A 23,677-nucleotide genomic window follows, 5' to 3' on the forward strand; every position below is an offset into this window, starting at 1 on the left:
TACCGAGCGATCCGCAGACCTGAGCGTCTTTCATCCGCACCCCGTTCCCCCGAAGTTGAGGCAAGTGGGACGAGGCTAACCGGATGATCCCGAAGTGGGGAGTGGTTCCTCTCCCGGCGAGCCCTGCGGCCGGGGCGGGGCGGGGGGCGCCGGGGGGACGCCGGGAGGCGGGGGCACCGGCGGGGCGGCCGACGCCGGCGGGATGCCGGGGGGTACGGCCACCGGTTCGCGCCCCGGCTGCCAGGTGAGGGTGACGGAGATGGACGCCTTGGCCTCCCCGTCCGCCAGGACGGCCGCCACCGCCGCGCCCGGCTTCATCGCCAGCTCGATGCCGAACGTGGCACTGACCTCGCTCGGTCCCGCCGCCCGCGCCGCGTCCATCACGGTCGCGCCGACCGCCGCGATCACGTCGTTGACGCGGGTCACGCCCGCGCGCAGCCGGTCGACGGCTCCGACGTCGTCGAACCCCGAACTGTCCTCCCGCAGCACGCTGACCCTGGCGAGGATGACCTCCCCGCCGGGCAGGACCACCTCCCGCACCTCATGGCCGCCCCGTATGTCGCGGTCCACCGCCACCCCTCCCCCGCTCGCTCCACACCGATGTGTGGGATACCTCCCCTCCCCACCAGGTAGTTACGCTGTCCGCATGTACTTCACCGATCGCGGGATCGAGGAACTGTCAAAGCGGCGCGGCGAGGAGGAAGTGACCTTCGAGTGGCTGGCCGAGCAGCTCCGTACGTTCGTCGACCTCAACCCGGACTTCGAGGTTCCGGTGGAACGCCTGGCGACCTGGCTGGCGCGTCTGGACGACGACGAGGACGACTGAACCGCCACCGACGGGCATCGCGATAGGTCTTGACTTCCCCCATCCGCGATATATCGTGTCGAGTAAGAGACGCGATATGTTGCGTCGTGGCCGGCCCAGGGGAGTCAGCACCATGGCAGAGTCGACGTGGGAAGTCAGCGAGCCGAAGAAGCTGACGTTCGACGACCCCGTGACGGCGCTCAGCGTGCGCATCGCGAACGGCACCGTCAATGTCGTCGGCATCGACGAGACCGCACTGGCCGACCAGGGCGGCGCGCGGCTGGAGATCTCCGAGATCCAGGGCCCGCCCCTGATCGTGACCCGCACGGGCAGCACGCTCACCATCGCCTACCAGGACCTGCCCTGGCAGAACCTCCTCAGCTGGCTCGACCCCAAGGGCCGCCGGCGCCGCGCCGTCGTCTCCCTCACGGTCCCCTCGACGGCGAGCGTCGAGGTCGGCGTCGTCGGGGCGGGCGCGGTGATCTCCGGGATCAAGGGGCGTACGGACGTACGCGGCGTGCACGGCGACACCACCCTCGTCCGCCTGGCCGGCCGGGTCCGCGCGGAAACCGTCACCGGGAACGTCGAGGCCCAGGCCGTCACCGGCGACCTCCGCTTCAACTCGGTCTCCGGTGATCTGACCGTCGTGGACTGCGGGGGATCCTCCGTACGGGCCGATACCGTCAGCGGCGACATGGCCATCGACCTGGAGTCCGCCGGCAAACCCACCGACATCAAGGTCAACACGGTCTCGGGCGAGGTCGCCATCAGGCTGCCGCACCCGGCGGACGCGACGGTCGAGGCGAACACGACGAGCGGTTCGGTCTCCAACGCGTTCGACGATCTGCGCGTCGGCGGACACTGGGGCTCGAAGAAGATCACCGGCACGCTCGGGTCGGGTACGGGGCAGCTCAGGGCGGTGACGGTGTCCGGCTCGATCGCCCTCCTGCGGAGGCCGCCGGCGGAGGAACCGTACGACGCGGCACCCCTGGACGCCGTCGCCGACGACGCGACGCCGGCCGACAAGAAGGAGCTCTGACATGCCCCCGGTCTTCGCCCACGGCCGCCTCCGCCTCTATCTGCTCAAGCTGCTCGACGAGGCGCCGCGGCACGGGTACGAGGTGATCCGGCTGCTGGAGGAGCGCTTCCAGGGTCTCTACGCGCCGTCCGCCGGCACGGTCTATCCGCGGCTGTCCAAACTGGAGGCCGAGGGCCTGGTCACGCACGCCACCGAGGGCGGCCGCAAGGTCTACTCGATCACGGACGCGGGCCGCGAGGAGTTGGCGGGCCGCAGCGGTGAACTCGCCGACCTGGAGCTGGAGATCCGGGAGTCCGTCTCCGAACTCGCCGCGGAAATCCGCGACGACGTACGGGGCGCGGCGGGCCAGCTGCGCAACGAGATGCGCGCGGCGGCGTCCGCGGCGGGCACGCCGTCCCCTGGCGCCGACCGGGAGAACGCGCCCGGGGACGGCGAGTCGTGGCGCGCGGCGAAGGAGGAGCTGCGGCGCGCGAAGCAGGAGTGGAAGGAACAGGCCCGCCGCGCGAAGGACGAGTCGCGCCGGGCCCGCGAGGACGCCCAACAGGCCCGCCGCCAGGCCAAGGAGGCCCAGGAGACGGCCCGCCAGGAGATGCTGCGCATCGCCAAGCAGGTCCAGGACCAGGTCCAGGGCCACTTCTCGCGCGGCGACTGGCCGACGGGGGTACGGGAGGGCCTGTCCGAACTGTCCACGCAGCTCGGGGGTTTGGCGAAGGGCTCCGCGTGGCCCCCGTACGTCAAACCGGACACCGACTCCATGTGGGCCGAGGACACGCCCGCGACGGGTGACCCGGCCCGCGACCTGGACCGCCTGCTGGACCGCTTCCGCGACGACGTCCGCGACGCGGCGCGCGACCACGGGGTGACGGAGGCCCAACTGACGGAGGCCCGCCGCCACTTGTCGACGGCGGCGGCCCACATCGGAGCACTGCTGCGGAGGCCTCCGGCGTAGGGGGGTTCGGTGGGCCGGCCGGGTGGGTCTCACCCGGCTCCCCGTGCTGACCGGTCCGTCCCCAATCGCCGGACGGGCTTCAAATCCGCCGGCTCACGGCGCTGGGTGGGTTGCGGTCGGTGTCCGGGTGCCGCTCCGGGGTCATGCCCGGACGGCGTGATTTGTGGCGCGTGAACAAGCCGGGTCACCGGGTCCAACGAACGGGGCACGCGCCGTAAATCACGCCGTCCGGACATATCCCTCCGGAGGCCCCGAACCCCGCCCCCGGCAACGAACCGCAACCCAACAACCCCGCGAACCGCCGGACGGCAAACCGCTACGCGCGCTCCCCGAACAGCGCCCGTTCCATCGCCACGTACGTCCCCCCGTGGTCCGCCAGCACGTCCGACACCACTCCCGGCCGTGCCGTCAGGGCCAGCAGGATGTGGCCGTCGGTGATCTCCTTGTCGCCGCGCCCCAGTGCGACCCGCAGCGACTGCTCCAGCGTCTTCTTCGCGGTGGGCGCGAACTTCCGGTGGGACGTCCAGCCCCGCTTCACCGTCCCCCGCGCCCCCATCGCGCCCGCGCCGTGCGCCTCCTCGACCTTCGAGACGATCTGGCCGACGTCGATCCCGATCTCGGCGAGCGCCGCCGTATCGGCCGACGACATCCCGCCCCGCCGGCGCGCGTCCGCCAGCCCCGCCCCGACCGAGTCGCGCCGGTCCAGGATGCCGAGCGAGGCGAAGGCGAACGCCGATCGCGTCCCCTCGGATTCGAGCAGCGCGAGGAGCATGTGCTCGTCGGTGACCTGGGGCGACGCCGTGCGTTCGGCCTGGGCGACGGCGCCTGTCACCACGGCGCGCGCGCCCTTCGTGAACCGTTCGAACATCACTGCCTCCCGTACTTCTTGTGTACCGCCTGCCTGCTGACACCGAGCTGGGCCGCGATCTCCTGCCACGACCAGCCCTGGTTACGTGCGCTGCGCACCTGGACGGCTTCGAGCTGTTCGAGCAGCCGCCGCAGCGCGGCGACCGCTCGCAGCCCGACGCGGGGATCGCGGTCGCCCGCCCGTTCGGCGAGATCCGTTGCATCGGTCATGACTGTCAATCTACGTTGACAAGCGCATCCCGTCAACCAAAATTGACAACTCAACCGCGCAGGCGCCTCGCCCAGCGCCGCAGTACGGAGCGGCGGCGGGCAGGACGCCGGGAGTGCGAACGCCCGGACGGGCCAAAGCCGGTGGCGCGGCGGCGGTCCGGATCGTCGGGCGAGGGCAGCGGGAGCTGCCGCTCGGCCGCCGCCTGGATCTCGTAGTGCGCGTCGTGCGCGGTCACCCGGAACGCCTCGTCGTACGAGGCCATGGCCGCGGTGATCGCTACGCCCGCGCTGCCCCGGCGTCGCACGCGCAGCGCGAGCCGGCCGAAGAAGCCCATGACCAGCGCCAGACAGCCGACGACCACCAGTAAGGGCAGCAGCTCGTTCACAGCACCCTCCTCAGCGGGTCAGCACGATCTTGCCGAACAGATCGCCCGCGCTCATCCGCTCGAAGCCCTCGCGCGCCCGGTCGAGCGGCAGGACGGCGTCGATCACCGGGCGGATGCCCGTCGTCGTACAGAAGGACAGCAGGTCCTCCAGTTCGTCCTTCGTGCCCATCGTCGAGCCGACGATCCTGAGCTCCAGGAAGAAGATCCGGGTCAGTTCGGCGTGCGAGGGGCGGTCGCCGCTGGTGGCGCCGGAGATCACCAGCGTGCCGCCGGGCCGCAGGGACTTGACCGAGTGCGACCAGGTCGCGGCGCCCACCGTCTCCAGGACGGCGTCCACACGCTGCGGCAGCCGCGCGCCGGGCTCGAACGCCTCGGTGGCGCCCAGTTCGACGGCGCGCTTGCGCTTCGCCTCGTCGCGGCTGGTGGCGTACACCCGCATCCCGGCGGCCTTCCCGAGGACGATCGCGGCGGTCGCGACACCGCCGCCCGCGCCCTGTACGAGGACGGAGTCCCCGGGCCGTACGCCGGCGTTGGTGAACAGCATCCGGTACGCGGTCAGCCAGGCGGTCGGCAGACAGGCGGCCTCTTCGAAGCTCAGCCCTGCGGGCTTGGGCAGCAGATTCCAGGTGGGGACGGAGACCTGTTCGGCGAAGGTGCCCTGGTGGCGCTCGGTGAGGATCGAGCGGGGCTCGCGGGGGCCGACGCCGTGGCCGGTCTGTCCGATGACGGAGTGGATGACGACCTCGTTGCCCTCCTCGTCGATCCCGGCGGCGTCACAGCCGAGGATCATGGGCAACCGGTCCTCCGTGATACCGACCCCGCGCAGGGTCCAGAGGTCGTGATGGTTGAGCGACGTGGCTTTCACGGTCACGGTGGACCAGCCGGGGCGCGGCTCCGGAGCCGGGCGGTCGCCCAACTCAAGGCCGTTGATGGGCTGGTCCCTGTCGATGCGGGCTGCGTAGGCGGCGAACATGACCTTGACCCTAGAGCGGAGGCGGTACGCGCGGAACCACACACGCGTGTGAGGCGGGTCCCGCCTCCACTCCGGGCCGTGCGTCAGTCCCTGCGGTACTGCGCGGGTGACGACTTCGTCGCCGGGTCCTCGTACGCGCCCGCCGTGCCCCGGTCCACATGGAAGGTGGTCAGGGTGGAGACGGGGGACGCCGGGTCGCGGCGGTCGCCGATGACCCGCATATGGGTGCTGAACCGTTCCGGCGTGACCTCGTACACGTCGTAGCCGTAACGGTTGCCCTCGAAGTACTGGAGGTGCGGGTTCGCCGCGCCCATCAGCGGACCGTTGGCGGCGTTCCACGGCGCGTCGTAGGCACTGGAGCTGACCGAGTGCGCGGTGAACTCCGTTCCCAGGACGGGCGATTCGGTGTTGTCGTAATCCGGCCGGATGTCGTCGACGAACGCGGAGTGCCAGTCACCGGTGAGGACCACGAGGTCTTCGAGGCCACTGGTGCGTACGTGCTCCAGCACCTCCTTGCGCTCGCCGAGGAAGCCGTCCCACTGGTCGGTGAACATGAAGCCGCCGCCGGGACGCCCGCGCAGCTGGCTGAGCATGATCGAGTTGGCCCAGATGTGCCAGCTGTCGGGCGCGCGGTCGACGGTCTTCTTCAGCCAGGCCTTCTGGTCGGCGCCCAGGATGGTGCCGCCGGAGAGGTTCTGCGCGGAGCGGTACTGCCGCAGGTCGAGCACGGCCAGCTCCAGCAGGTCGCCCCAGCGGCGCACCCGGTGGATGTCGATGTCCGGCAGCACGGACTCGCCGGCGCCGCGGTGGGGCTGGTGCTCGTACCACGCCTGGTACGCCGCGGCCCGGCGCCGCATGAACGGGGCGCCGCCGCCCGTACCGCTGTAGTCGTTCGCGACCTCGTGGTCGTCCCAGGTGAGGAACCAGGGGTGCGCGGCGTGCGCCTCGCGCAGCGACGCGTCGCCCTTGTAGAGGGCGTGGCGTACCCGGTAGTCCTGGAGCGTGAGGATCGTCGGACCGTTGTGGTCGCGGATGTCACTGCCCTCGGGACCGTGCTCGTATATGTAGTCGCCGAGGTGGATGACGAAGTCCAGGTCCTCGCGGGCGAGGGCGCGCAGCGCGGCGTAGTGGCCCTGCGGGTAGTTCTGGCAGTTGGCGGTGGCGAAGCGGGCGGAGCGGACATGACCGGCGGGCGCGGTACGGGTCCTGCCCAGGCGGCTCGTCCTGCCGAGCGCGGTGAAGGCGTAGTAGTACGTACGGCCGGGGCGCAGACCGCCCACCGGCACGTGCACACTGTGCGCGAGCGTCGCGGACGCGGGGACGGTGCCGCGCGCGACGACGCGGCGCAGGGCGCGGTCCTCGGCGACGACCCAGCGGACGTCGACGACCTCGGCGAGCTTCTGCTCGCCCGGCTCGGCGAACGGCTCGGGCGCGAGGCGCGTCCAGAGCACGACGCTGGTGGGCTGCGGGTCGCCGGACGCGACGCCGAGCGTGAACGGCGCGTTGTCGTACGTCGATCCGAGCGCCTCCGCGGCCTCGCGTGCCTGCGCGGGCGAGAGCCCGGCCGTCAGGGGCCAGACGGCGTTGAGCGCGCCCGCGGCACCGGCGGCCTTGAGCAGATCACGTCTGTTGAGGGTCACTTGTGCCTTCCCGAGGCCGTGAGGGCGAGTGAGATCTGGTCCGCGTAGCCGTCGTTCGACGTGCCCCCGCCACTGCGCGTGAACGAGAGCTGTACGTGGGCGGACCGGGCGCCCGGCGGTACGGCCGCCTCGGCTCGGCGCTCCAACAGGGCGGTGGCGTTGCCGCGTTCGGCGGCGGTGACCGGGCCGAGTACGGAGAGCGCGAGGGGGTTGCCCGCGCGGTCCCGGAACTCGACGGACAGCCTGACGCCGTCCTCCTGCCCGGCGTACCCGCCGAGCCAGCCGCTCAGCACGTACCGGACGCGCCCGGCGTCGACGGGACCGTGCCCGGTGGCTCCGTGGGCGGGCAGGGTCGCCTCCTGCACCAGTGTGGTGAGGGGGCTGTTCCCCCCGGCGAAGAACCGCGCCCCGGCGGCGGCGCCGGGGCCGGGGTCGGCGGGCGTGGGGTAGCCGTCGCCGACGTCGTATCCGATGAGCGCGGGCGCGCCTTTCCGTACGCCCCACCCGACAACACTCCCGACGGGCTCGGCGGTGCCGCCGGGTCCCTTCTCGGCGTCACCGTTGACAAGCAGATTCACTAGCGCCTCCTGTTCGTGGATCCTGAGCGCGAGGATCCCACCAGGCGCGGGTGAATGGGTGGGGGCTGTTAGGTTGCGGTTGTCGGTTGCGGGCGGGGTTCGGGGCGTCCGGAGGGGTATGTCCGGACGGCGTGATTTACGCCGCGTGCAACGCTCGTTGGACCCGATGTTGGGTTCAGTCGGTGACGTACCAGTCGTTCTTGAGGTACTCCATGGTGGAGCTGCCGATCTCCTCCTCTCCGAACGTCACCGAGGACTTGACCGATTCCACGGGCATCTCGAACTTGTCGGCCGCCAGCTCGACGACGCGCTGCGGGTCGACCGTCGCGGTCTGAAGCGCCTTCTTCTTCTCCGGCGGGATCATCTGGAACGTGATCTGGAACGTCGCGGTGCACGGGCCGAACCCTTGGTCCTCGGCCTGCTTCGCCGCGGGCCCGGCCACCTCGCAAACCGTGTCGATGTCCTCGCGGCCTACGGCGTGGAGGAACTCCTCGTACCGCTCGATCGCGCCCGCCTTCGTCCTGGGCGCGGGCTGGGCGCCGGTCGGGGTCGCGGACGGCGTGATCGACGGCTTCTCGGAGGGCTTCTCCGAGGGCTTCTCCGCCGGTGTGGACGCGGCCGGTTGCGACGGCTTCGTGTCCGCGTCCTCCGCCGATTTCTCCGGACCGCACGCACACGTCACCAGCACCACACATGCCGATACCGCCGCGCTCGCCATCGTCCGCGCTTTCATGGGGTCCTCCGTCTCGCCTCACCACCGGACAGCACATCAAGTGCTCACGCAGGATCGGGGGGAACGGTTCCCGAGCCCAGGCCAGGCCGCAACCCACCCAGCGACGCAGACGCACCCCCGCCGGAGGCGACCCCGCACCCGGACACCGGCCCGCACCAGCAACCGCAACGGGCCGCCCCACCCACCAGGGAGAGGCGGCCCGTACGGCAACGTGGCTCAGCGCCGTGCGACCCCCTCCGAGCGCGCCGCCGACGCCACCGCCGACGTCACCGCCGGGGCGACCCGCTCGTCGAACGGGGACGGGATCACGTAGTCCGCCGACAGTTCGTCACCGACCACGTCCGCCAGCGCGTTCGCCGCCGCGATCTTCATGCCCTCCGTGATGCGTGACGCCCGCACCTGGAGCGCGCCCGCGAAGATCCCGGGGAACGCCAGCACGTTGTTGATCTGGTTCGGGTAGTCGCTGCGCCCCGTCGCCACCACCGCCGCGTACTGGTGCGCGATGTCCGGATGGACCTCCGGGTTCGGGTTGGCCATGGCGAAGACGAACGCCCCGGGGGCCATCGACGCGATCGCCGGCTCCGGGACCGTACCGCCCGAGACGCCGATGAAAACGTCCGCGCCCGAGAGCGCGGCCTCCAGCGAGCCGGAGAGACCCGCGTGGTTCGTGATCTCGGCCAGCTCGCGCTTGACGTCCGTCAGGTCGTCGCGGTCCGGGCTGACGATGCCCTTGCGGTCGGCGACCGACACGTCCCCGATCCCCGCCGCCAGCAGGAACTTCGCGATGGCGACCCCCGCCGCCCCCGCCCCGGAGATGACCGCGCGCAGTTCGCCGAGCTCGCGCCCGGTGAGCTTCGCCGCGTTCCGCAGGGCGGCCAGCGTCACGACGGCCGTGCCGTGCTGGTCGTCGTGGAAGACGGGGATGTCGAGCCGTTCCTGGAGCCGGCGCTCGATCTCGAAGCAGCGGGGCGCCGAGATGTCTTCCAGGTTGACGCCGCCGAAGGACGGCGCGAGCCGCACGACGGTGTCGATGATCTCGTCGGTGTCGGTCGTGGCCAGCGCGAGCGGCACCGCGTCGACGCCGCCGAACTGCTTGAAGAGGATCGCCTTCCCCTCCATCACGGGGAGCGACGCCTCCGGACCGATGTCGCCGAGCCCCAGCACCGCGGTCCCGTCGGTCACGACCGCGACGACCTGCGACTTCCAGGTGTAGTCGTGGACCAGGTCCGGGTTCTCCGCGATCGCCGTGCACACCTTGGCGACGCCCGGCGTGTACGCGAGGGACAGGTCGTCCTTGTCCCGGACGGGCACGGTGGCCTGGATGGCCATCTTCCCGCCGCGGTGGAGCGCGAAGGCCGGATCGAAGGGCTCGTCGGTGGCGTCGTCGCCGACACCGTCACCGGCGGCGTCCCGGGCGCTTTCGCTCTCACTCTCGCTGCGAGGATTCACGATCTCCGCTGCCATGTTCTTGACCCCTTAATTCTCTTCATCAGTTGAGGGTGTCCACTCCTGGGTTAGGGAGGGGTGGGCGGGCACCGCGTACATGACCTGTTATCGGCGGTTGGAAGGCCGAACAGGAGGAGGTACGTACGCGCCGGGCGCACCGCACACGCGCCCTGAGCCCCGGATGAGGGGTGTCGGTGTCCTTCATACCGGACGGGCCGGGTCGACGGGTCGCCCATGAAACCTTCTACACGCGGTGACATGACTCATAGCGGAGTTTCAGGACACTTCCGCCGCACGACACGAAACCGCCTGGAGGAGTGGGACGGACCGGAGATTGTCCGGCCGGAAGAAGGCACTCCAGTAGATGGTCCGGTCTCGATGTGCCGGTCTGCCGGTGGACGGGGGTGACCCGTTATCCGATTTTGACATGACGAGGTCCCTGAACGGCCCAGTCCGAATGGCAAGATGCCCTAATCAGTCACACACGGTCGCGACACCCGATGGCGCGTGCCCACCGCGTGGTAATTCCCTCGTCCGCCGGAGGATCCTCATCATGACCGCCAGCCTCACCAGTCGTACCACCGCCGGGAAGTCCCGGATCGCCGCGGTCGGCGCGCTCGCGGTCGCCGGCGCGCTGCTGCTGACCGCCTGTGGCGACCAGACCGACGACGGCAAGAAGGACCCCGCCGCCTCCACGAAGAGCGCGCCGCTGGCCGACCAGCTGCCGAAGGAGATCGCGGACAAGGGTGTCATCAAGGTGGGCTCCGACATCGCGTACCCGCCGGTCGAGTTCAAGGACGACGCCGGCAAGACCGTCGGTATCGACCCGGACATCGCCGACGCGCTCGGCAAGCAGCTCGGCGTGACGTTCGAGTTCGAGAACGGCACGTTCGACACGCTGCTCACGGGTCTGCGCTCCAAGCGCTACGACATAGCGATGTCGGCGATGACGGACACCAAGGCCCGCCAGGACGGCGTGGACTCCGAGACCGGCAAGAAGGTCGGCGAGGGTGTCGACTTCGTCGACTACTTCACCGCCGGTGTCTCCATCTACACCAAGAAGGGCGACGACAAGGGCATCGCGGCCTGGTCGGACCTCTGCGGCAAGAAGATGGTCGTCCAGCGCGGCACCGTCTCGCACGACCTGGCCAAGGCCGAGTCGAAGAAGTGCACGGACGGCGGCAAGAAGGCCATCGGGATCCAGGCGTTCGACAACGACCAGCTGGCCCAGACGCGGCTGCGCGCCGGCGGCGCCGACGCCGGTTCGTCGGACTTCCCGGTCGCGGCGTACGCGGTGAAGACCTCGGGCGGCGGCAACGACTTCCAGCTCGTCGGCGAGCAGATCGAGGCCGCCCCGTACGGCATCGCGGTCGCCAAGGGCAACGACGAGCTGAGCAAGGCGCTGAAGTCCGCGCTCGACGCGATCATCGCCAACGGCGAGTACGACAAGATCATCGCGAAGTGGGGCGTCGACGCCGGCGCGGTCAAGGAAGCCACGATCAACGCCGGCACCTGATCGCACCCGGCTCCGAAAGGCAGCACCCGTGTCTGTTGACGTATCGAAGTCGGGCGGTCCCTCCGACGCTCCACCATCGGGACCCGCCGGACCGGTGGCCATCAAGGCCATCCCGGTCCGGCACTACGGGCGGTACGTGAGCGCGGTCGTCGCGCTCGCGCTGCTCGCGACGATCATCTACGCGTTCTCCCAGGGAAAGATCAACTGGGGCGCCGTGCCCGACTACTTCTTCGACGACCGCATCCTCAAGGGTGTCGGCCAGACGATGATCCTGACCATCCTGTCGATGGCCATCGGTGTGGTCGGCGGCATCGTCCTCGCGGTGATGCGGCTGTCGAAGAACCCGGTGATGTCGTCCATCGCCTGGTCGTACATCTGGTTCTTCCGCGGTACGCCGGTCCTCGTCCAGCTGATGGTCTGGTTCAACCTGGGCCTGGTCTTCGAGTACATCAACCTCGGGCCGATCTACAAGGACTACTGGGCCAGCTTCATGACGCCGTTCCTGACGGCGCTGCTCGGTCTCGGTCTCAACGAGGCCGCGTACATGGCGGAGATCTGCCGCGCCGGTCTGCTCTCGGTGGACGAGGGCCAGACGGAGGCGTCGCACGCGCTGGGCATGAGCCACGCCAAGACGCTGCGCCGCATCGTGATCCCGCAGGCGATGCGGGTGATCGTGCCGCCGACCGGCAACGAAGTCATCAACATGCTGAAGACGACGTCGTTGGTGGCGACCGTGCAGTTCTACGAGTTGCTGAGATACGCGCAGGACATCGGGCAGACGTCCGGCGCCCCCGTCGAGATGCTCTTCCTCGCCGCCGCCTGGTATCTGCTGATGACCTCGGTCCTGAGCATCGGCCAGTACTACCTGGAGCGGTACTACGCGCGCGGCTCGCTGCGCACCCTGCCGCAGACCCCGTTCCAGAAAGTCAGGGCCAGTCTCTTCTCCCTGGGCCGCCCGAACGGAGGCACGGCATGACCGCCATCGCGAAGACGACGAACGGCGCGACCGCGATGGTGAAGGCCGAGGGCGTACACAAGTCCTTCGGTCCCGCGCATGTGCTGAAGGGCATCGACCTGGAGGTCGCGCCACGCGAGGTCTTCTGTCTGATCGGGCCCTCCGGGTCCGGCAAGTCGACGTTCCTGCGCTGCATCAACCATCTGGAGCAGGTCAACGCCGGGCGGCTGTACGTCGACGGCGAGCTGGTCGGCTACCGCCAGAAGGGCGACAAGCTGTACGAGCTGCGGGACGCCGAAGTCGCCCTGAAGCGCCGGGACATCGGCATGGTCTTCCAGCGCTTCAACCTCTTCCCGCACATGACGGCCATCGAGAACATCATGGAGGCACCGATGCAGGTGCGCCGTGAGCCGAAGGCGGTCGCGAGGGCGCGGGCCGAGAAGCTGCTGGACCGGGTGGGGCTGGCGGACAAGGCCGGCGGCTATCCGTCCCAGCTCTCCGGCGGCCAGCAGCAGCGCGTGGCCATCGCCCGCGCGCTGGCGATGGAGCCGAAGCTGATGCTCTTCGACGAGCCGACGTCGGCGCTCGACCCGGAGCTGGTGGGCGATGTGCTGGACGTGATGCGTGATCTCGCCGAGGACGGCATGACGATGGTCGTCGTGACGCACGAGATGGGCTTCGCGCGTGAGGTCGGGGACGCGCTGGTGTTCATGGACGACGGGGTGGTCGTGGAGTCGGGCCATCCGCGCGAGGTGCTGACAAATCCGCAGCACGAGCGGACGAAGTCGTTCCTGTCGAAGGTGCTGTAGCTGTCGCGGAGGGGGGTGACGGGCCTCGGTCCGTCACCCCCCTCCGTGCTGCCCGGCTACTTCAGCGCCAGGACCAGCGAGTCCGACGGCGAGGACCAGACCGCCCGCGCCTCGCCGAAGCCCGCGTCCATCAGCGTCCTCGCGTGCCAATCGGCGGAGGGCGTGTCCCCGTCCGCGTGCTCGCCGTAGATCGCGAACCGCTCGGCGGTCGGCCCGGCGAGCACCGGGTCCTTGGCGGCGAGATTCCACCATTCGGCCCAGTCGAGGGCGCCCGCTTCCTTGGCGCGGTCCATCTCCCGGTGCCGGTGGGCGCGCTCGGCCTCGTTGATACGGGGCGTGCCGCCGTCCTTCATGTGGTCGGCGTTCATGAAGACGCCGCCGGGCCGGACGAGCCCGGCGATCTGCCCGTACAGCACGGCCAGCGGCTCGCTGTGGAGCCAGTGCAGCGCGGTGGCGGTGAGGACGGCGTCGTACGAGTCGTACGGCAGCTTCGCCGTCCAGCCGGGGTCCTTGAGGTCGGCCCGCACCAGGGTCAGGCGGGTGTCGCCGTCGAAGTAGCCGCCGGCGATGGCGAGCAGCGCGGGGTCGAGGTCGACGCCGGTGCTTGCCGCCGCCGGGAACCGCTGCAACAGCCGGTCGCTGATGCTTCCCGTACCGCACGCGAGGTCGAGCACCCTCGGTTCACGCCCCACGAGGGCCTCGACCATGTCGAGCATCACCCGGAAGCGTTCCTCACGGTCGGGCATGTACCACTCCTGCTGGCGGTCCCAGCTGTCCTGCCAGGCGCGCCATTCGGCCCGCCCCACGGCGGGCGCCCCGCCCACGGCGCTGCCCATGTCCGCCGCTCCCGGCCCCGGCTCCGTCCCCGCGTCCACCATCGAAACCCTCCGCTCCGTAATACCCTGTCAGCAAGACCAGCTATTACACCGACCCTAGACCGCTGTCGTAAGGACTACAAGTGGAACTGGCCTCTTACTCGGACTACGCCGTACGCCTGGTCAACACCGAGGAACCGGCCCGCGGTACGGACACGCTGACCTCGGTCGAAGCCGTCCGCGCCCTCTTCGGCGGGTCCTCCACCCAGGCATCGCGCCGGGCCACGGACGCGGACGTCACCCGCTTCCGTTCCGTACGCGGCAGGCTGCGCGCGGTGTTCGCGGCGGCGGACGCGGGCGAGGCGACGCACGCCGTCGACCTGCTGAACTCGCTGCTGCTTGAGTTCCCCGTCAGCCCGCAGATCTCGGGCCACGACTTCCTCGACGACGAGGGGCACCCGCGCTGGCACATGCATCTGGCGGAGCACCCGTCGAACGCGACCGCGGGGTTCGCGGCGATCGCCGCGATGGGGCTGGCGTTCCATCTGACGGAGTACGGCGTGGACCGGCTGGGCCTGTGCCAGGCGGCGCCGTGCCGTAACGCCTACCTCGACACCTCGACCAACCGCTCGCGCCGCTACTGCTCGGACCGCTGCGCGACCCGGGCCAACGTGGCCGCCTACCGGGCCCGTAAACGACTGGAGACGGAACGGTCCGACAGCACGGGCCGCAGCGCCGAGAAGGCCCACGCGAGCGCCCCGGCCACGGACCGCTGATCCTCGGCACGCGGCCGGTAACGGGCCCGCACCCGGCCGAGCACCAGCTCACCGGGAACGGTGCCGAACACCCGGCTGTCGCCCTCGGCCCCGGGATTGTCGCCGAGCACCCACCATCCGCCGTCGCGCCGCTGGACCAGCCGCTTCACGATGAGCAGGTCCTGCTGGAGGGGATGTTTCAGCACGGCGATGTCCCCCGCCTTGACCGGTGCGCGGTAGTGCACCAGCAGCTGATCGCCCTGCTTGAGGGTGGGATACATGGACGGCCCGGACACCTCCGCGATCCCCAACAGCGCCCTCGGCTCCCGCCCGTGCTCCGTCATCCCACACCTCCCGGTCCCACGGTACGTTCCGCCGTCCGGTCCCGATCCGACCCGGGACTTTTGTCCTAAGCCCTAGGGGGCACCCGCGAAATCCGGCTTCTCACGGAGTAATGTCCCACCTGAGAAGACGATCACGAGGAAGGACAGCTCAATGCTCTCCCGCCTGTTTGCCCCCAAGGTGAAGGTCAGCGCCCACTGCGACCTTCCCTGCGGCGTTTACGACCCCGCCCAGGCCCGCATCGAAGCCGAGTCGGTCAAGGCCGTCCAGGAGAAGATGGCGGGTAACGACGACGCGCACTTCCAGGCCCGCGCCACGGTCATCAAGGAACAGCGCGCCGAGCTCGCGAAGCACCACGTCTCGGTGCTGTGGAGCGACTACTTCAAGCCCCCGCACTTCGAGAAGTACCCGGAGCTGCACCAGCTGATCAACGACACCCTGAAGGCCCTGTCGGCCGCGAAGGCGTCGAAGGACCCGGCGACGGGCCAGAAGGCGCTGGACTACATCGCCCAGGTCGACAAGATCTTCTGGGAGACGAAGAAGGCCTGATCTTTACCCAGGCTGTCAGACCCGCGATTCCGCGGGTCGTATCGCTTACCTGTCCGCACCCGGTCCGCAGGCCGCCGAGAGAGGCGTCCCTGACGGAGCGGGTGCGGTCCTTTTTGCCGTGCCGGCCTGTGGGCAGGACGGTATGGCGGACGCGAGTGGGCGGGGTGGTGCCGTCGGCCGTCGGGAATGGGATGAGGACGCCGTCGATGTCCAGGAGCAGGTAGGGCAGAGCCATTTTGGTGCCTCCGATGGTCAGCGTTTGCGGGCGGTGATCAGGAGGGTGGTGGGCCACGGGTCGAGGTGTAGGTGGCGCAGTTCCTGTGCTGACGTAGTGCGCGGGCCCGTCCGCGCGAGGTGGGCGTCCCAGCGGCGGCGTCGAACTCCCAGCGGGCGAGGGGCAGTCGGGTGCGGTCGGGCGTGGTGACGTAGACCTCGCGCGGACGGTCGTCCGTCGACGGATGTCTTCCGGCCCGTGCCGGGTGCGGAACGGAGACGGCTTCCTCACGGTCGTCTTCGCCACCCGCGAATGGACCGGCGAAGGAGCGTGATACGCCCTGTCCGACCTGGTGGCGGAGTTGACGCTGCCCTAAGATCATCATGCATGAGCACTCTTGACGGTCAGAGGTTCGGTATCCAGATCGATGTCAGGGTGCGGCAGGCCGATCTTGGTCGAGACGGCTCGGCAAGCACGATCGGCATGGCCCGCTGGCTGGAAGACGCCCGGATCCGGCTGCGGCTGCACCGCTTCGAACGCCTCATCGGTAAGGGTGGGTTCGGGCCGTTCCAGATTTTGCTCGTCGGCCAACGGGTCAACCGGCTTGCTCCGGCCGGCCCGACCGGTATCCGCGTGCAAGTGCACACCGGCGTTCGCCGGGTCGGGCGCTCCTCATTCACGTTCGAACAGGTGATCATGGTCGACGGCAAGCATGTGGGCAGTGGCGACGCCACCGTCGTGCTGGTCGACAACTCGGGGCCGCTCCAGCTTCCGGACGAGCTGATCGCCGATCTCGACGAGATGCGGCTACCGGAGACAGGAACGTCGGCAGCTGCCCGTCCACACCCTGAGCGCCTGCAACGTGGCCACTACTCGTACTGGGCCACGCTGCGTTCGCGGATCGGTGACGTCGACTCCAACCAGCACGTCAACTTCATCGCACTGGCCACTTGGTACGACGAGGCCGTCGCTGCCTTCACCTCGCACTCGATGGGGACAAGTGGTGCGGGCCCGGTGCCAGATCTGCCCCCTTCGTCGTACCAGATCCAGTATCTCGGTGAGGTGACCTACCCGGGCGACTACGAGATCGGGCTCACGGTCCGCTCCGTCGACACCGACTCCGTGCACTACGAACTCGGTGTCTTCCACGACAGCACCTGCCTGAGCGTGGCCGACGCCATCGGCCCCCGCGGCGAACTGACCGCCGAAGCCCTGGAAGCGGCCCCGACGGCGGACTGACCACGGTCTCTCGGGGACAGGCCCGGGCTCATCCCGGCGTCGCGGCGCCACTGGCCCCGATCCGCGCCTGCTCGCGGCATCGGCACCATCGCCCGCACTCGGACCGTACGACGGACCGGGTGCGGGCGTTTTTTGTGGGCGGTGGTGGCGCGGTGGGGGCCAGCGGTGGGTGAGTGAGGCCGCCGGGCCGCCCGCGCCGTGGAGCAGGGTGTCCACCACCAGGGTGGCCAGCGGCGGGGCGGTGAACGGGGCGCTCACCACGGCGTCGTGGAACTGCCGTGTCGCCCACGCTCAGCGCGTCGACCAGGGCCTCGCGGGTCGCGAAACGCCGGTGGACCGTCGTACGGGCGACCCCCGCCGCCTCGGCGATCTGCTCCATCGTCGCCGCCGGACTGGCGCTCAGCACGCGTTCGGCGGCGGTCAGGATCGTCTGTACGGTCCGCTCCGCGTCCGCCCGCAGGGGCTTGGGTTTCTCCTGAAACTCCTCCCCGCCGTACGTACCACCCGCGCCGCGCTGCCCCATGTCGTCGAGCGGCGCGGAGCGGTCGTCAACATCTCGTCCAACGGCGCCCGTACACCGCACGCGGGCCCCGTCCCGTACACCACGTCGAAGGCGGCACTGACCGCGTTCGGCAAGGCACTGGCCGAGGAGTTCGGGCCGCAGGGCGTGCGGGTCAACACCGTGTCGCCCGGCGCCGTCCGTACGGAGATGTGGGAGAGCCCCGAGGGGTACGGTGCCGGGCTGGCCCGGTCGATGGGCGTGGAGCACCAGCAACTCCTGGCCCAACTCCCCGCCGCCACAGGGATGGTGACGGGCCGTCTCGTCCGGCCGGACGAGGTCGCCGCCCTCGTCGCCTACCTTGCCTCGCCCCTCGCGGGCAGCACCACCGGGGCCGACCACCTGATCGACGGGGGTGCGGTCAAGACCGTCTGACCGCGATCACCGCGCGGGTCACCGGTCACTGGTCGCGGCGCTGCGTCGCGAACACCGCCACGGCCGCCGCCCCCAGCGCCCACAGCGCGAACACGGTCCACGCCCCGCCCACCGTCCAGGGGAACGGGATCCCGGCGCCCCCGGCGTCGTAACGGATGTCGACCAGGCGCATCCACGCGCTGCTGGGCAGCGCGTGGTCCACCACGGCCGCCCAGTGGCGGTCGTCGGCGAAGACCAGCGGCACGACCAGCAGCACCACGACGACCGTGACCACGGTCGCCGCCCCGTGCCGCAGCAGCACCCCGAGGGCCATCCCGACGAGCCCGCACACCGGCGCGAGCAGCGCCGAGGCCACGACCACCCGCCAGGACCCCGGGTCGGCGATGGACACCCCCGCGTCGTGGCGCGCCAGGATCGCCTGGGACAGCCAGAACGAGAGGGCGGCGGTCACCGCCCCGAACACCGTCATGACCGTCGTGAGCACGCACACCTTGGCCGCCATCACCGAACGGCGGGCGGGGACGGCGGCGAACGTCGTACGGATCAGGCCGGTGCTGTACTCACCGGTGATCGCCACGGCCCCGATGGCACCGGCGGTGAGCATCATGAGGGTGCCCGCGTTGGTGGTGTAGGCGTACATGAGCGCGATCCCGCCGGCGACGAAGTCGGCGCGGTCGGCCGCGTTGTGCTCGGTCCAGTAGCGGTAACGGTCGTACGTGGCGCCCACGTTGAACGCGAGGACGACGAGCGTGCCGAGCACGTACGCCCACACCGTCGAGCGCAGGGACCACAGTTTGAGCCACTCGGAGGCGAGGAGGTCCCGGAAACGGGCGGGGGGTTCGGCGGCCGTCGCGCGGGCGGCGGGCGGCGTGGACACCGTGGTCATCGGGTCGCCCCCGGTTCCGGCATGGCGGGCCGCGCGCCGTACTCGACGCTGTCGGCGGTAAGTTCCATGAACGCCTCCTCCAGGGAGGACCGGCCGGAGGTCAACTCGCCCAGCATGATCCGGTGTTGGAAGGCGAGCTCGGCGACGCGCTCGCTGCTCAGGCCGGTCACGGCGAGCAGTTCACCCCGCCCGTCGCCGCCCGCCGGGGCGACGTCCGCGCCCTCGGCCGTCAGCAGTTCCGTCAGCTCGGCGCCCTGCCGGGTCCGTACGCTCACGCTCGACCTCGTGCCACGGGCCGCGAACTCCGCCAAGCTCTCCGCGGCGATCAGTTCACCCCGGCCGATGACGACCAACTCGTCGGCCGTGCTCTCCATCTCGGTCATCAGATGGCTGGAGACGAACACCGTGCGCCCCTCCCCGGCCAGCCGCCGGAACAGCCCCCGCACCCACTTCACCCCCTCCGGGTCGAGTCCGTTCAGCGGCTCGTCGAAGAGCAGCACCGGCGGATCGCCGAGCAGGGTGCCCGCGATGCCGAGCCGCTGCTTCATCCCGAGCGAGAACCCGCCGATCCGGCGCCGGGCGGCCCCGGTGAGCCCGACCTCCCGCAGCGCCTCGTCGACCCGTGATCGCGGGATGCGGTTGCTGCGGGCCAGCGCCGCGAGGTGCGCGGCGGCGGACCGCCCGCCGTGCACATCACCCGCGTCGAGCAGCGCGCCGACATGGCGCAACCCGCGCGGGCGCTCCCGGAAGGGACGGCCGTCGATGGTGACCGATCCGCCCGTGGGCTCGTTCAGGCCGAGGATCATCCGCAGGGTGGTGCTCTTGCCGGCTCCGTTGGGCCCGAGGAACCCGGTGACGAGCCCTGGGCGGACCGTGAAGCTGAGGTCTTTGACGGCGGTGGTCCCGCCGTAGCGCTTGGTCAGTTCGTTGACTTCGATCACCCGCCCAACGGTGGCGGCGCGCTCCCCCGTCCGTCGTCGGACCGGCGCCGACAATCCCGCCGCGGGCAGTCGGCCACGGTCGTACAACCACGGTCCGACGACCGGCCCGGCCCGCGTCGTTACGATCGGCGTATGCACGCCATGCCGCCGATGCCCCTGCTCAAGCGGGTACAGCCGAGCGTCTGGATCGCCCTCGCGTGGGCGGCGGGCGCGGTGTTCACCTTCCTCATCCGGATCAGGCTGCCCGGCGAGGAGGACCCCGCCGTGCAGCCCGGCGTCCTCCTCTACCGGTGGGACGGGCTGATCACGCTGGCCCTCGCCACCGTCCTGGCGGTCGTGGGCGGGCGACGGCTGCCGCGCCGGCCGCTGACGGCCATGGCGCACCTGCTCTTCGCCTCCGCCCTCGCGACGACGACGCTGAGCGTGGGCGAGATCCCGCTCGCGCAGTTCCTGGCGGTCGATCTCGCGCTGTTCTTCGTCGCCTCGACCCGGCCGCGCAGGACCGGGGTCGTGGCTCTCGCCATGGCACTGGGCACACTGGCCGGCTTTCTGGGCCTGCGGCTGCTGCACGGATGGAACGTGGGCACATCGGCCGAGATCGCCGTGGGCATGACCGCGGTCATCGCCTGGCTCATCGGCAACTCCACGTACCAGGCGCGGGAGTACGCGGAGAAGTCCCGCGTCCAGGCGGCGGCGCGGGCGGTCACCGCCGAACGGCTGCGGATCGCACGCGAGATGCACGACACGGTCGCGCACAGCATGGGCATCATCGCCCTCCAGGCGGGTGCGGCGGCGCGCGTCATCGAGACACAGCCCGTCGCGGCGCGTGAGGCGCTGAGCAGCATCGAGGCCGCCGGGCGCGAGACGCTGGCGGGGCTGCGCCGGATGCTCGGGGCGCTGCGCCAGGCGGAGCCGGAGGACGTCGCGCCGCCCTCCGGCTCCACGCCGCCCTCCTCCGGCTCCGCGCCGCTCGACCCCGCACTCGACCCCGCGCTCGGTCTCGCCGATGTCGACCGGCTGGCCGCGACGACCACCGCCGCCGGGGTCCGTGTCGACGTGCGGTGGCTCGGCGAACCGCGCCCGCTCCCGCCGGAGATCGACATCTCGGCGTACCGCATCATCCAGGAGGCGGTCACCAACGTCGTACGGCACGCGGGCACGCCCTCCTGCCGCGTCACCGTCGACCGCCGGACCGGCGGCGGGCTGTCCATCGAGATCACGGACGACGGCCACGGCGGCCGACGGGGCGGTACGGGTACGGGCTGGGGCCTGGTCGGTATGCGCGAGCGCGCGGCGCTGCTGCACGGCGACTTCTCGGCCGGGCCGCGCCCCGAGGGCGGCTTCCGGGTGACGGCGACGCTGCCGGTACCCGCGCCGCCCCTGTCTCTGCCCGCGGGGGTCCTGTGACCGACGAGAGCACGGCGGCGGCCCCGGGCGGCCCGGCGCCCGTACGCGTCGTACTCGCCGACGACCAACCGCTCGTACGCGCCGCGCTGCACATGGTCATCACCGACGCGCCCGACCTCGACGTCGTCGGCGAGGCCGGCACCGGCGCCGATGCGGTCCGGCTGGCCGCCGAACTCGCCCCCGACGTCGTGGTGATGGACATCCGGATGCCCGGCACGGACGGCATCCGGGCCACCCGGCAGATCACCGCCGGTCCCGGCAGCACGCATGTGATCGTCCTGACGACGTTCGACGAGGACGACTACGTGTACGGGGCGCTGCGCGCCGGAGCCGCCGGTTTCCTCGTCAAGGACATGGCGCTGGACGACATCCTCGCCGCGATCCGGGTGGTCGCGAGCGGCGACGGTTTGATCGCCCCGAGCGTCACCCGCCGGCTGATCAAGGAGTTCTCGGGCCGCCCCGTGTCCGCCCCGGCCCGGCGGACGATCACCGGCATCACCGACCGCGAGCGCGAGGTCCTGGTCCTTGTCGGCAGCGGTCTGTCCAACACCGAGATCGCGGCCGAGCTGTCCATCAGCGTCGCCACCGCCAAGACGTATCTGACCCGCCTGCTGGCCAAACTCGACGCCCGCGACCGGGTCCAACTCGTCATCCTGGCCTACGAGACGGGGCTCGTAGGCCCACCCGGCTGACCCACTGCCCCGCTGCTGCCCAGCCGCCCCGCCGCCCCGCCTTCAGCTGCTTCGGGGCCAGCAGTTCGCCGCGCATGAGCGCGCTGGAGAACCGGGTCAGATCGCCCGCGCTGGAGATCATGTCGCCCTCGGCCCAGGTCTGGGAGGCGTTCTGGTGGGTGATGTCGTAGATCTTCGCCCCGTCGTCGGTCTCGCCGATTTTCGAGTACGCGCGGCTGCTCGGCTTCGGCATCAGCGAGCTGTTGCCCGGCAGGACGGTGGCGCGCAGCCCCAGCGGCTTGACGATCCGGGTGCGTACCTCGTGTTCGTACGTGTTCCCCGTGACCCGCTCCATGATCAGCGCGGCCAGTACGTAGTTGGTGTTGGAGTACGCGTACTCGGTCCCCGGCGCGAAGGTCGGCGGGTGCGCCATGGCGGCGTTCACCGCCTCCTGCGGAGTCCGCGTCCGGTAGCGGTTCTTGAGGAAGTCGAGCAGGTACTTCTGCTCGTACGCCGGGTCGTTGAGGAAGTCGAAGACGCCGCTGGTGTGGTTGAGCAGCTGCCGTACGGTGATCTGCCGGCCGTCGTGGCCATGGCCCCGCACCACTCCGGGGAGCCAGGACTCGACCGTGTCGTCGAGGTCGAGCCGTCTCTCCGTCTCCAGTTGGAGCATGACGGTCGCCACGAACGTCTTGGTGATGCCGGCGATACGGAACCGGTCGTCGGCCCCGCGCGGCGCACCGGTGCTGAGATCGCCGACGCCCGCCGCGCCCTTCCAGACGGATCTCCCTTCGCGGGCCTGGCTGGTGACGCCGGGAATGCCGTCGCGTACGACGGCGTCCAGCGCCTTCCGGGTCTCCTCGTGCCCGGCGGGACGGCCCGCCGTCTGTCCGGTACCGCCATTACCGCCATTACCGCCGTTACCGCCCGAGGATGCCTGGGAGGGCACCGTGAACGCGGTGGCGGCCAATGCAGCGACCGCGAGCCCCACCACACCCGTACGCGTCGTCCTGTGCCGTGTGGATCGCATATCAGCTCGCTCCTCTTCCCTGGACCGCCGTTCCGGGAAGAGACCCATAAGGTGAGATAAGGGTTGAGAGGCTCAATCCCCCAGCGCGCGGCGGACGTTGGCGCGTACGACATCCTGGTCGCGCCGCACCGCCTCGTACGCCGCCCGGTGGCTCTTGACATCCGCGGTTTGGCTCCGCGCCGAGCCGGCCCACCACACCCCGACCGTGTTGTGCTCGCGCGCACACTCGATGTCGGCGACCGCCGTGGTCCGTTCCCTCTGCGTACGACGGGTGTTGCCGTCGTCGCCACGGTGCCACGCCTTGTCGTGGAAGGCGGCCTCGCGGTCCTCGTACCGTGCGGAGCCCTTGTCCTCGACACACGTCGACCAGGTACGCAGGGCCTCACTCACCTCCGGGTCCTTCAGCGCCTTCTTCGCCAACGCCCCGGCCCGGCCGGACGTGTAGGTCCACATCCGGGTGGTGTTCTCGACGCCCTTGGTGAGCCCGGTGGAGGCCTTGCCGTAACAGCCGGTCCCGGGGACCTCATGGCCCTTGACGGTGAGGCCGGGAGCGCGGTCGGCGTTGTAGAACACCCGGTACTCCGCGTCGGTCATCGCGCGGTCCTTCTTCCCCTGCCCGCCGTCGGAGGACTTCGGGTCCCAGCCGTAGCCGAAGCGCCGGGCCTCGTCGAGGTCGAGCTCGCCGAACGGGGTCGACATCGCCACCGCCACCAGCATGCCGACGGCTCCTCCGACCGTGTTGACCGAGCGGGGCAGGGCGGGATCGAGGGGGAAGTCGGTGAAGCCGAAGTCCGCCATGCAGCGCTGTGCGACGCGCGCCTGCGCCCGGGTGAGGCGCTCGGTGTCGCTGTCGCTGAACTCGTAGCGGGCGAGCGGCAGTTCAGGAATGTCGTCCTCGCTCTCGACCTTCGGCACGCGGCTGCCGTCGGTGTACGCGGAGGTGTCGCTCACGCCGGCGTCCGCAGAGCCGGTCCCACACCCGGCCAGG

The 23,677-nt window shown here is 70.7% G+C and carries 28 protein-coding genes and 1 pseudogene; 12 read left to right on the forward strand and 17 right to left on the reverse strand.

What is annotated here, in order from left to right; all coding sequences use genetic code 11:
• Window positions 1-75: 75 nt before the first annotated feature.
• Window positions 76-570 (reverse strand): CU044_2847 family protein, encoded by a 495-nt coding sequence (locus OIE74_RS11715; RefSeq protein WP_329381652.1) that lies wholly within the window; start codon window positions 568-570, stop codon window positions 76-78.
• Between the two features lie 76 nt (window positions 571-646).
• Here OIE74_RS11715 and OIE74_RS11720 point away from each other — a divergent pair, with 76 nt between their 5' ends.
• The 3 genes from OIE74_RS11720 (at window position 647) to OIE74_RS11730 (ending at window position 2,793) form a co-directional block, all read left to right on the forward strand.
• Window positions 647-826, forward strand: coding sequence for a DUF6104 family protein (locus OIE74_RS11720; RefSeq protein WP_329381655.1), 180 nt, complete (start codon window positions 647-649; stop codon window positions 824-826).
• A 112-nt stretch (window positions 827-938) separates the two neighbouring features.
• Entirely contained in the window at window positions 939-1,844 is a 906-nt protein-coding gene (locus tag OIE74_RS11725) for a DUF4097 family beta strand repeat-containing protein (protein ID WP_329381658.1), read from the forward strand.
• A gap of 1 nt (window position 1,845) precedes the next feature.
• Entirely contained in the window at window positions 1,846-2,793 is a 948-nt protein-coding gene (locus tag OIE74_RS11730; RefSeq protein WP_329381662.1) for a PadR family transcriptional regulator, read from the forward strand.
• A gap of 316 nt (window positions 2,794-3,109) precedes the next feature.
• On the opposite strand, the gene OIE74_RS11735 is transcribed toward OIE74_RS11730, so the two are convergent.
• From OIE74_RS11735 to OIE74_RS11770, 8 genes are all read right to left on the reverse strand, one after another.
• Window positions 3,110-3,661, reverse strand: coding sequence for a Clp protease N-terminal domain-containing protein (locus tag OIE74_RS11735; protein ID WP_329381665.1), 552 nt, complete (start codon window positions 3,659-3,661; stop codon window positions 3,110-3,112).
• Complete coding sequence (locus OIE74_RS11740; protein WP_069630502.1) at window positions 3,661-3,870, reverse strand: helix-turn-helix domain-containing protein; 210 nt, start codon at window positions 3,868-3,870, stop codon at window positions 3,661-3,663. The genes OIE74_RS11735 and OIE74_RS11740 overlap by 1 nt, the downstream gene beginning before the upstream one ends.
• 50 nt (window positions 3,871-3,920) lie before the next feature.
• On the reverse strand, window positions 3,921-4,256 hold the full coding sequence (locus OIE74_RS11745; protein WP_329381668.1) for a hypothetical protein: 336 nt from the start codon (window positions 4,254-4,256) through the stop codon (window positions 3,921-3,923).
• Between the two features lie 10 nt (window positions 4,257-4,266).
• Window positions 4,267-5,229: a zinc-binding dehydrogenase gene (locus OIE74_RS11750; RefSeq protein ID WP_329381671.1), complete on the reverse strand. Its 963-nt coding sequence runs from the start codon at window positions 5,227-5,229 to the stop codon at window positions 4,267-4,269.
• Between the two features lie 83 nt (window positions 5,230-5,312).
• Complete coding sequence (locus tag OIE74_RS11755) at window positions 5,313-6,869, reverse strand: alkaline phosphatase D family protein (protein WP_329381674.1); 1,557 nt, start codon at window positions 6,867-6,869, stop codon at window positions 5,313-5,315.
• A complete protein-coding gene (locus OIE74_RS11760) occupies window positions 6,866-7,447 on the reverse strand; it encodes a phosphoesterase (protein WP_329381677.1) in 582 nt (193 codons plus the stop codon). The genes OIE74_RS11755 and OIE74_RS11760 overlap by 4 nt, the downstream gene beginning before the upstream one ends.
• A gap of 175 nt (window positions 7,448-7,622) precedes the next feature.
• Window positions 7,623-8,180 carry a hypothetical protein gene (locus OIE74_RS11765; protein WP_329381680.1) on the reverse strand — a complete coding sequence of 186 codons (558 nt, stop codon included), beginning with the start codon at window positions 8,178-8,180 and terminating at the stop codon, window positions 7,623-7,625.
• Window positions 8,181-8,396: 216 nt separating this feature from the next.
• On the reverse strand, window positions 8,397-9,644 hold the full coding sequence (locus OIE74_RS11770; RefSeq protein ID WP_329381683.1) for an NAD(P)-dependent malic enzyme: 1,248 nt from the start codon (window positions 9,642-9,644) through the stop codon (window positions 8,397-8,399).
• 535 nt (window positions 9,645-10,179) lie between these two features.
• Here OIE74_RS11770 and OIE74_RS11775 point away from each other — a divergent pair.
• From OIE74_RS11775 to OIE74_RS11785, 3 genes are read left to right on the forward strand one after another with little or no spacing between them, the layout of a single operon-like run.
• Window positions 10,180-11,142, forward strand: coding sequence for an ABC transporter substrate-binding protein (locus OIE74_RS11775; protein WP_329381686.1), 963 nt, complete (start codon window positions 10,180-10,182; stop codon window positions 11,140-11,142).
• Window positions 11,143-11,170: 28 nt separating this feature from the next.
• A complete protein-coding gene (locus OIE74_RS11780; RefSeq protein WP_329381689.1) occupies window positions 11,171-12,118 on the forward strand; it encodes an amino acid ABC transporter permease in 948 nt (315 codons plus the stop codon).
• Window positions 12,115-12,906 carry an amino acid ABC transporter ATP-binding protein gene (locus OIE74_RS11785; protein ID WP_329381692.1) on the forward strand — a complete coding sequence of 264 codons (792 nt, stop codon included), beginning with the start codon at window positions 12,115-12,117 and terminating at the stop codon, window positions 12,904-12,906. The genes OIE74_RS11780 and OIE74_RS11785 overlap by 4 nt, the downstream gene beginning before the upstream one ends.
• 56 nt (window positions 12,907-12,962) lie before the next feature.
• On the opposite strand, the gene OIE74_RS11790 is transcribed toward OIE74_RS11785, so the two are convergent.
• Entirely contained in the window at window positions 12,963-13,742 is a 780-nt protein-coding gene (locus OIE74_RS11790) for a class I SAM-dependent methyltransferase (protein WP_329392258.1), read from the reverse strand.
• Between the two features lie 122 nt (window positions 13,743-13,864).
• Here OIE74_RS11790 and OIE74_RS11795 point away from each other — a divergent pair, with 122 nt between their 5' ends.
• Window positions 13,865-14,497, forward strand: a complete 633-nt coding sequence (locus tag OIE74_RS11795) for a CGNR zinc finger domain-containing protein (RefSeq protein WP_329381695.1) — start codon at window positions 13,865-13,867, stop codon at window positions 14,495-14,497.
• Here the strand turns inward: OIE74_RS11795 and sodX are convergent.
• Window positions 14,401-14,820, reverse strand: coding sequence for a nickel-type superoxide dismutase maturation protease (gene sodX / locus OIE74_RS11800; RefSeq protein ID WP_329381698.1), 420 nt, complete (start codon window positions 14,818-14,820; stop codon window positions 14,401-14,403). The genes OIE74_RS11795 and sodX overlap by 97 nt on opposite strands.
• 151 nt (window positions 14,821-14,971) lie before the next feature.
• Here sodX and sodN point away from each other — a divergent pair, with 151 nt between their 5' ends.
• Window positions 14,972-15,367: a superoxide dismutase, Ni gene (gene sodN, locus OIE74_RS11805; protein ID WP_189105510.1), complete on the forward strand. Its 396-nt coding sequence runs from the start codon at window positions 14,972-14,974 to the stop codon at window positions 15,365-15,367.
• A gap of 252 nt (window positions 15,368-15,619) precedes the next feature.
• Here sodN and OIE74_RS11810 read toward each other — a convergent pair.
• Window positions 15,620-15,858 (reverse strand): annotated as a pseudogene (locus OIE74_RS11810) (SAM-dependent methyltransferase); the annotation flags it as partial.
• 110 nt (window positions 15,859-15,968) lie between these two features.
• Here OIE74_RS11810 and OIE74_RS11815 point away from each other — a divergent pair.
• The gene (locus tag OIE74_RS11815; RefSeq protein WP_329381703.1) at window positions 15,969-16,820 is read left to right on the forward strand and encodes an acyl-CoA thioesterase; all 852 of its coding nucleotides are present in this window, start codon (window positions 15,969-15,971) and stop codon (window positions 16,818-16,820) included.
• A 28-nt stretch (window positions 16,821-16,848) separates the two neighbouring features.
• On the opposite strand, the gene OIE74_RS11820 is transcribed toward OIE74_RS11815, so the two are convergent.
• Window positions 16,849-17,199 carry a helix-turn-helix domain-containing protein gene (locus OIE74_RS11820; protein WP_443076087.1) on the reverse strand — a complete coding sequence of 117 codons (351 nt, stop codon included), beginning with the start codon at window positions 17,197-17,199 and terminating at the stop codon, window positions 16,849-16,851.
• Between OIE74_RS11820 and OIE74_RS11825 the strand changes: the two genes are divergently transcribed.
• Window positions 17,152-17,754, forward strand: coding sequence for an SDR family NAD(P)-dependent oxidoreductase (locus OIE74_RS11825; RefSeq protein ID WP_443076088.1), 603 nt, complete (start codon window positions 17,152-17,154; stop codon window positions 17,752-17,754). The two genes, OIE74_RS11820 and OIE74_RS11825, sit on opposite strands and share 48 nt — an antisense overlap.
• Before the next feature lie 25 nt (window positions 17,755-17,779).
• On the opposite strand, the gene OIE74_RS11830 is transcribed toward OIE74_RS11825, so the two are convergent.
• Both OIE74_RS11830 and OIE74_RS11835 read right to left on the reverse strand, forming a co-directional pair.
• Entirely contained in the window at window positions 17,780-18,640 is an 861-nt protein-coding gene (locus OIE74_RS11830; protein ID WP_329381706.1) for an ABC transporter permease, read from the reverse strand.
• Entirely contained in the window at window positions 18,637-19,581 is a 945-nt protein-coding gene (locus OIE74_RS11835; RefSeq protein ID WP_329381709.1) for an ABC transporter ATP-binding protein, read from the reverse strand. Before OIE74_RS11835 ends, OIE74_RS11830 begins: the two co-directional genes overlap by 4 nt.
• 132 nt (window positions 19,582-19,713) lie before the next feature.
• Here OIE74_RS11835 and OIE74_RS11840 point away from each other — a divergent pair, with 132 nt between their 5' ends.
• Window positions 19,714-20,988: a sensor histidine kinase gene (locus OIE74_RS11840; RefSeq protein ID WP_329381712.1), complete on the forward strand. Its 1,275-nt coding sequence runs from the start codon at window positions 19,714-19,716 to the stop codon at window positions 20,986-20,988.
• Window positions 20,985-21,680, forward strand: a complete 696-nt coding sequence (locus OIE74_RS11845; protein ID WP_329381715.1) for a response regulator transcription factor — start codon at window positions 20,985-20,987, stop codon at window positions 21,678-21,680. Before OIE74_RS11840 ends, OIE74_RS11845 begins: the two co-directional genes overlap by 4 nt.
• Here OIE74_RS11845 and OIE74_RS11850 read toward each other — a convergent pair.
• Both OIE74_RS11850 and OIE74_RS11855 read right to left on the reverse strand, forming a co-directional pair.
• Complete coding sequence (locus OIE74_RS11850) at window positions 21,637-22,689, reverse strand: serine hydrolase domain-containing protein (protein WP_329381718.1); 1,053 nt, start codon at window positions 22,687-22,689, stop codon at window positions 21,637-21,639. The genes OIE74_RS11845 and OIE74_RS11850 overlap by 44 nt on opposite strands.
• Window positions 22,690-22,761: 72 nt before the next feature.
• On the reverse strand, window positions 22,762-23,640 hold the full coding sequence (locus tag OIE74_RS11855) for a hypothetical protein (RefSeq protein WP_329381721.1): 879 nt from the start codon (window positions 23,638-23,640) through the stop codon (window positions 22,762-22,764).
• Window positions 23,641-23,677 lie beyond the last annotated feature (37 nt).

Origin of the sequence: Streptomyces sp. NBC_01716, assembly GCF_036248275.1 — a bacterium.
GTDB lineage: Bacteria > Actinomycetota > Actinomycetes > Streptomycetales > Streptomycetaceae > Streptomyces.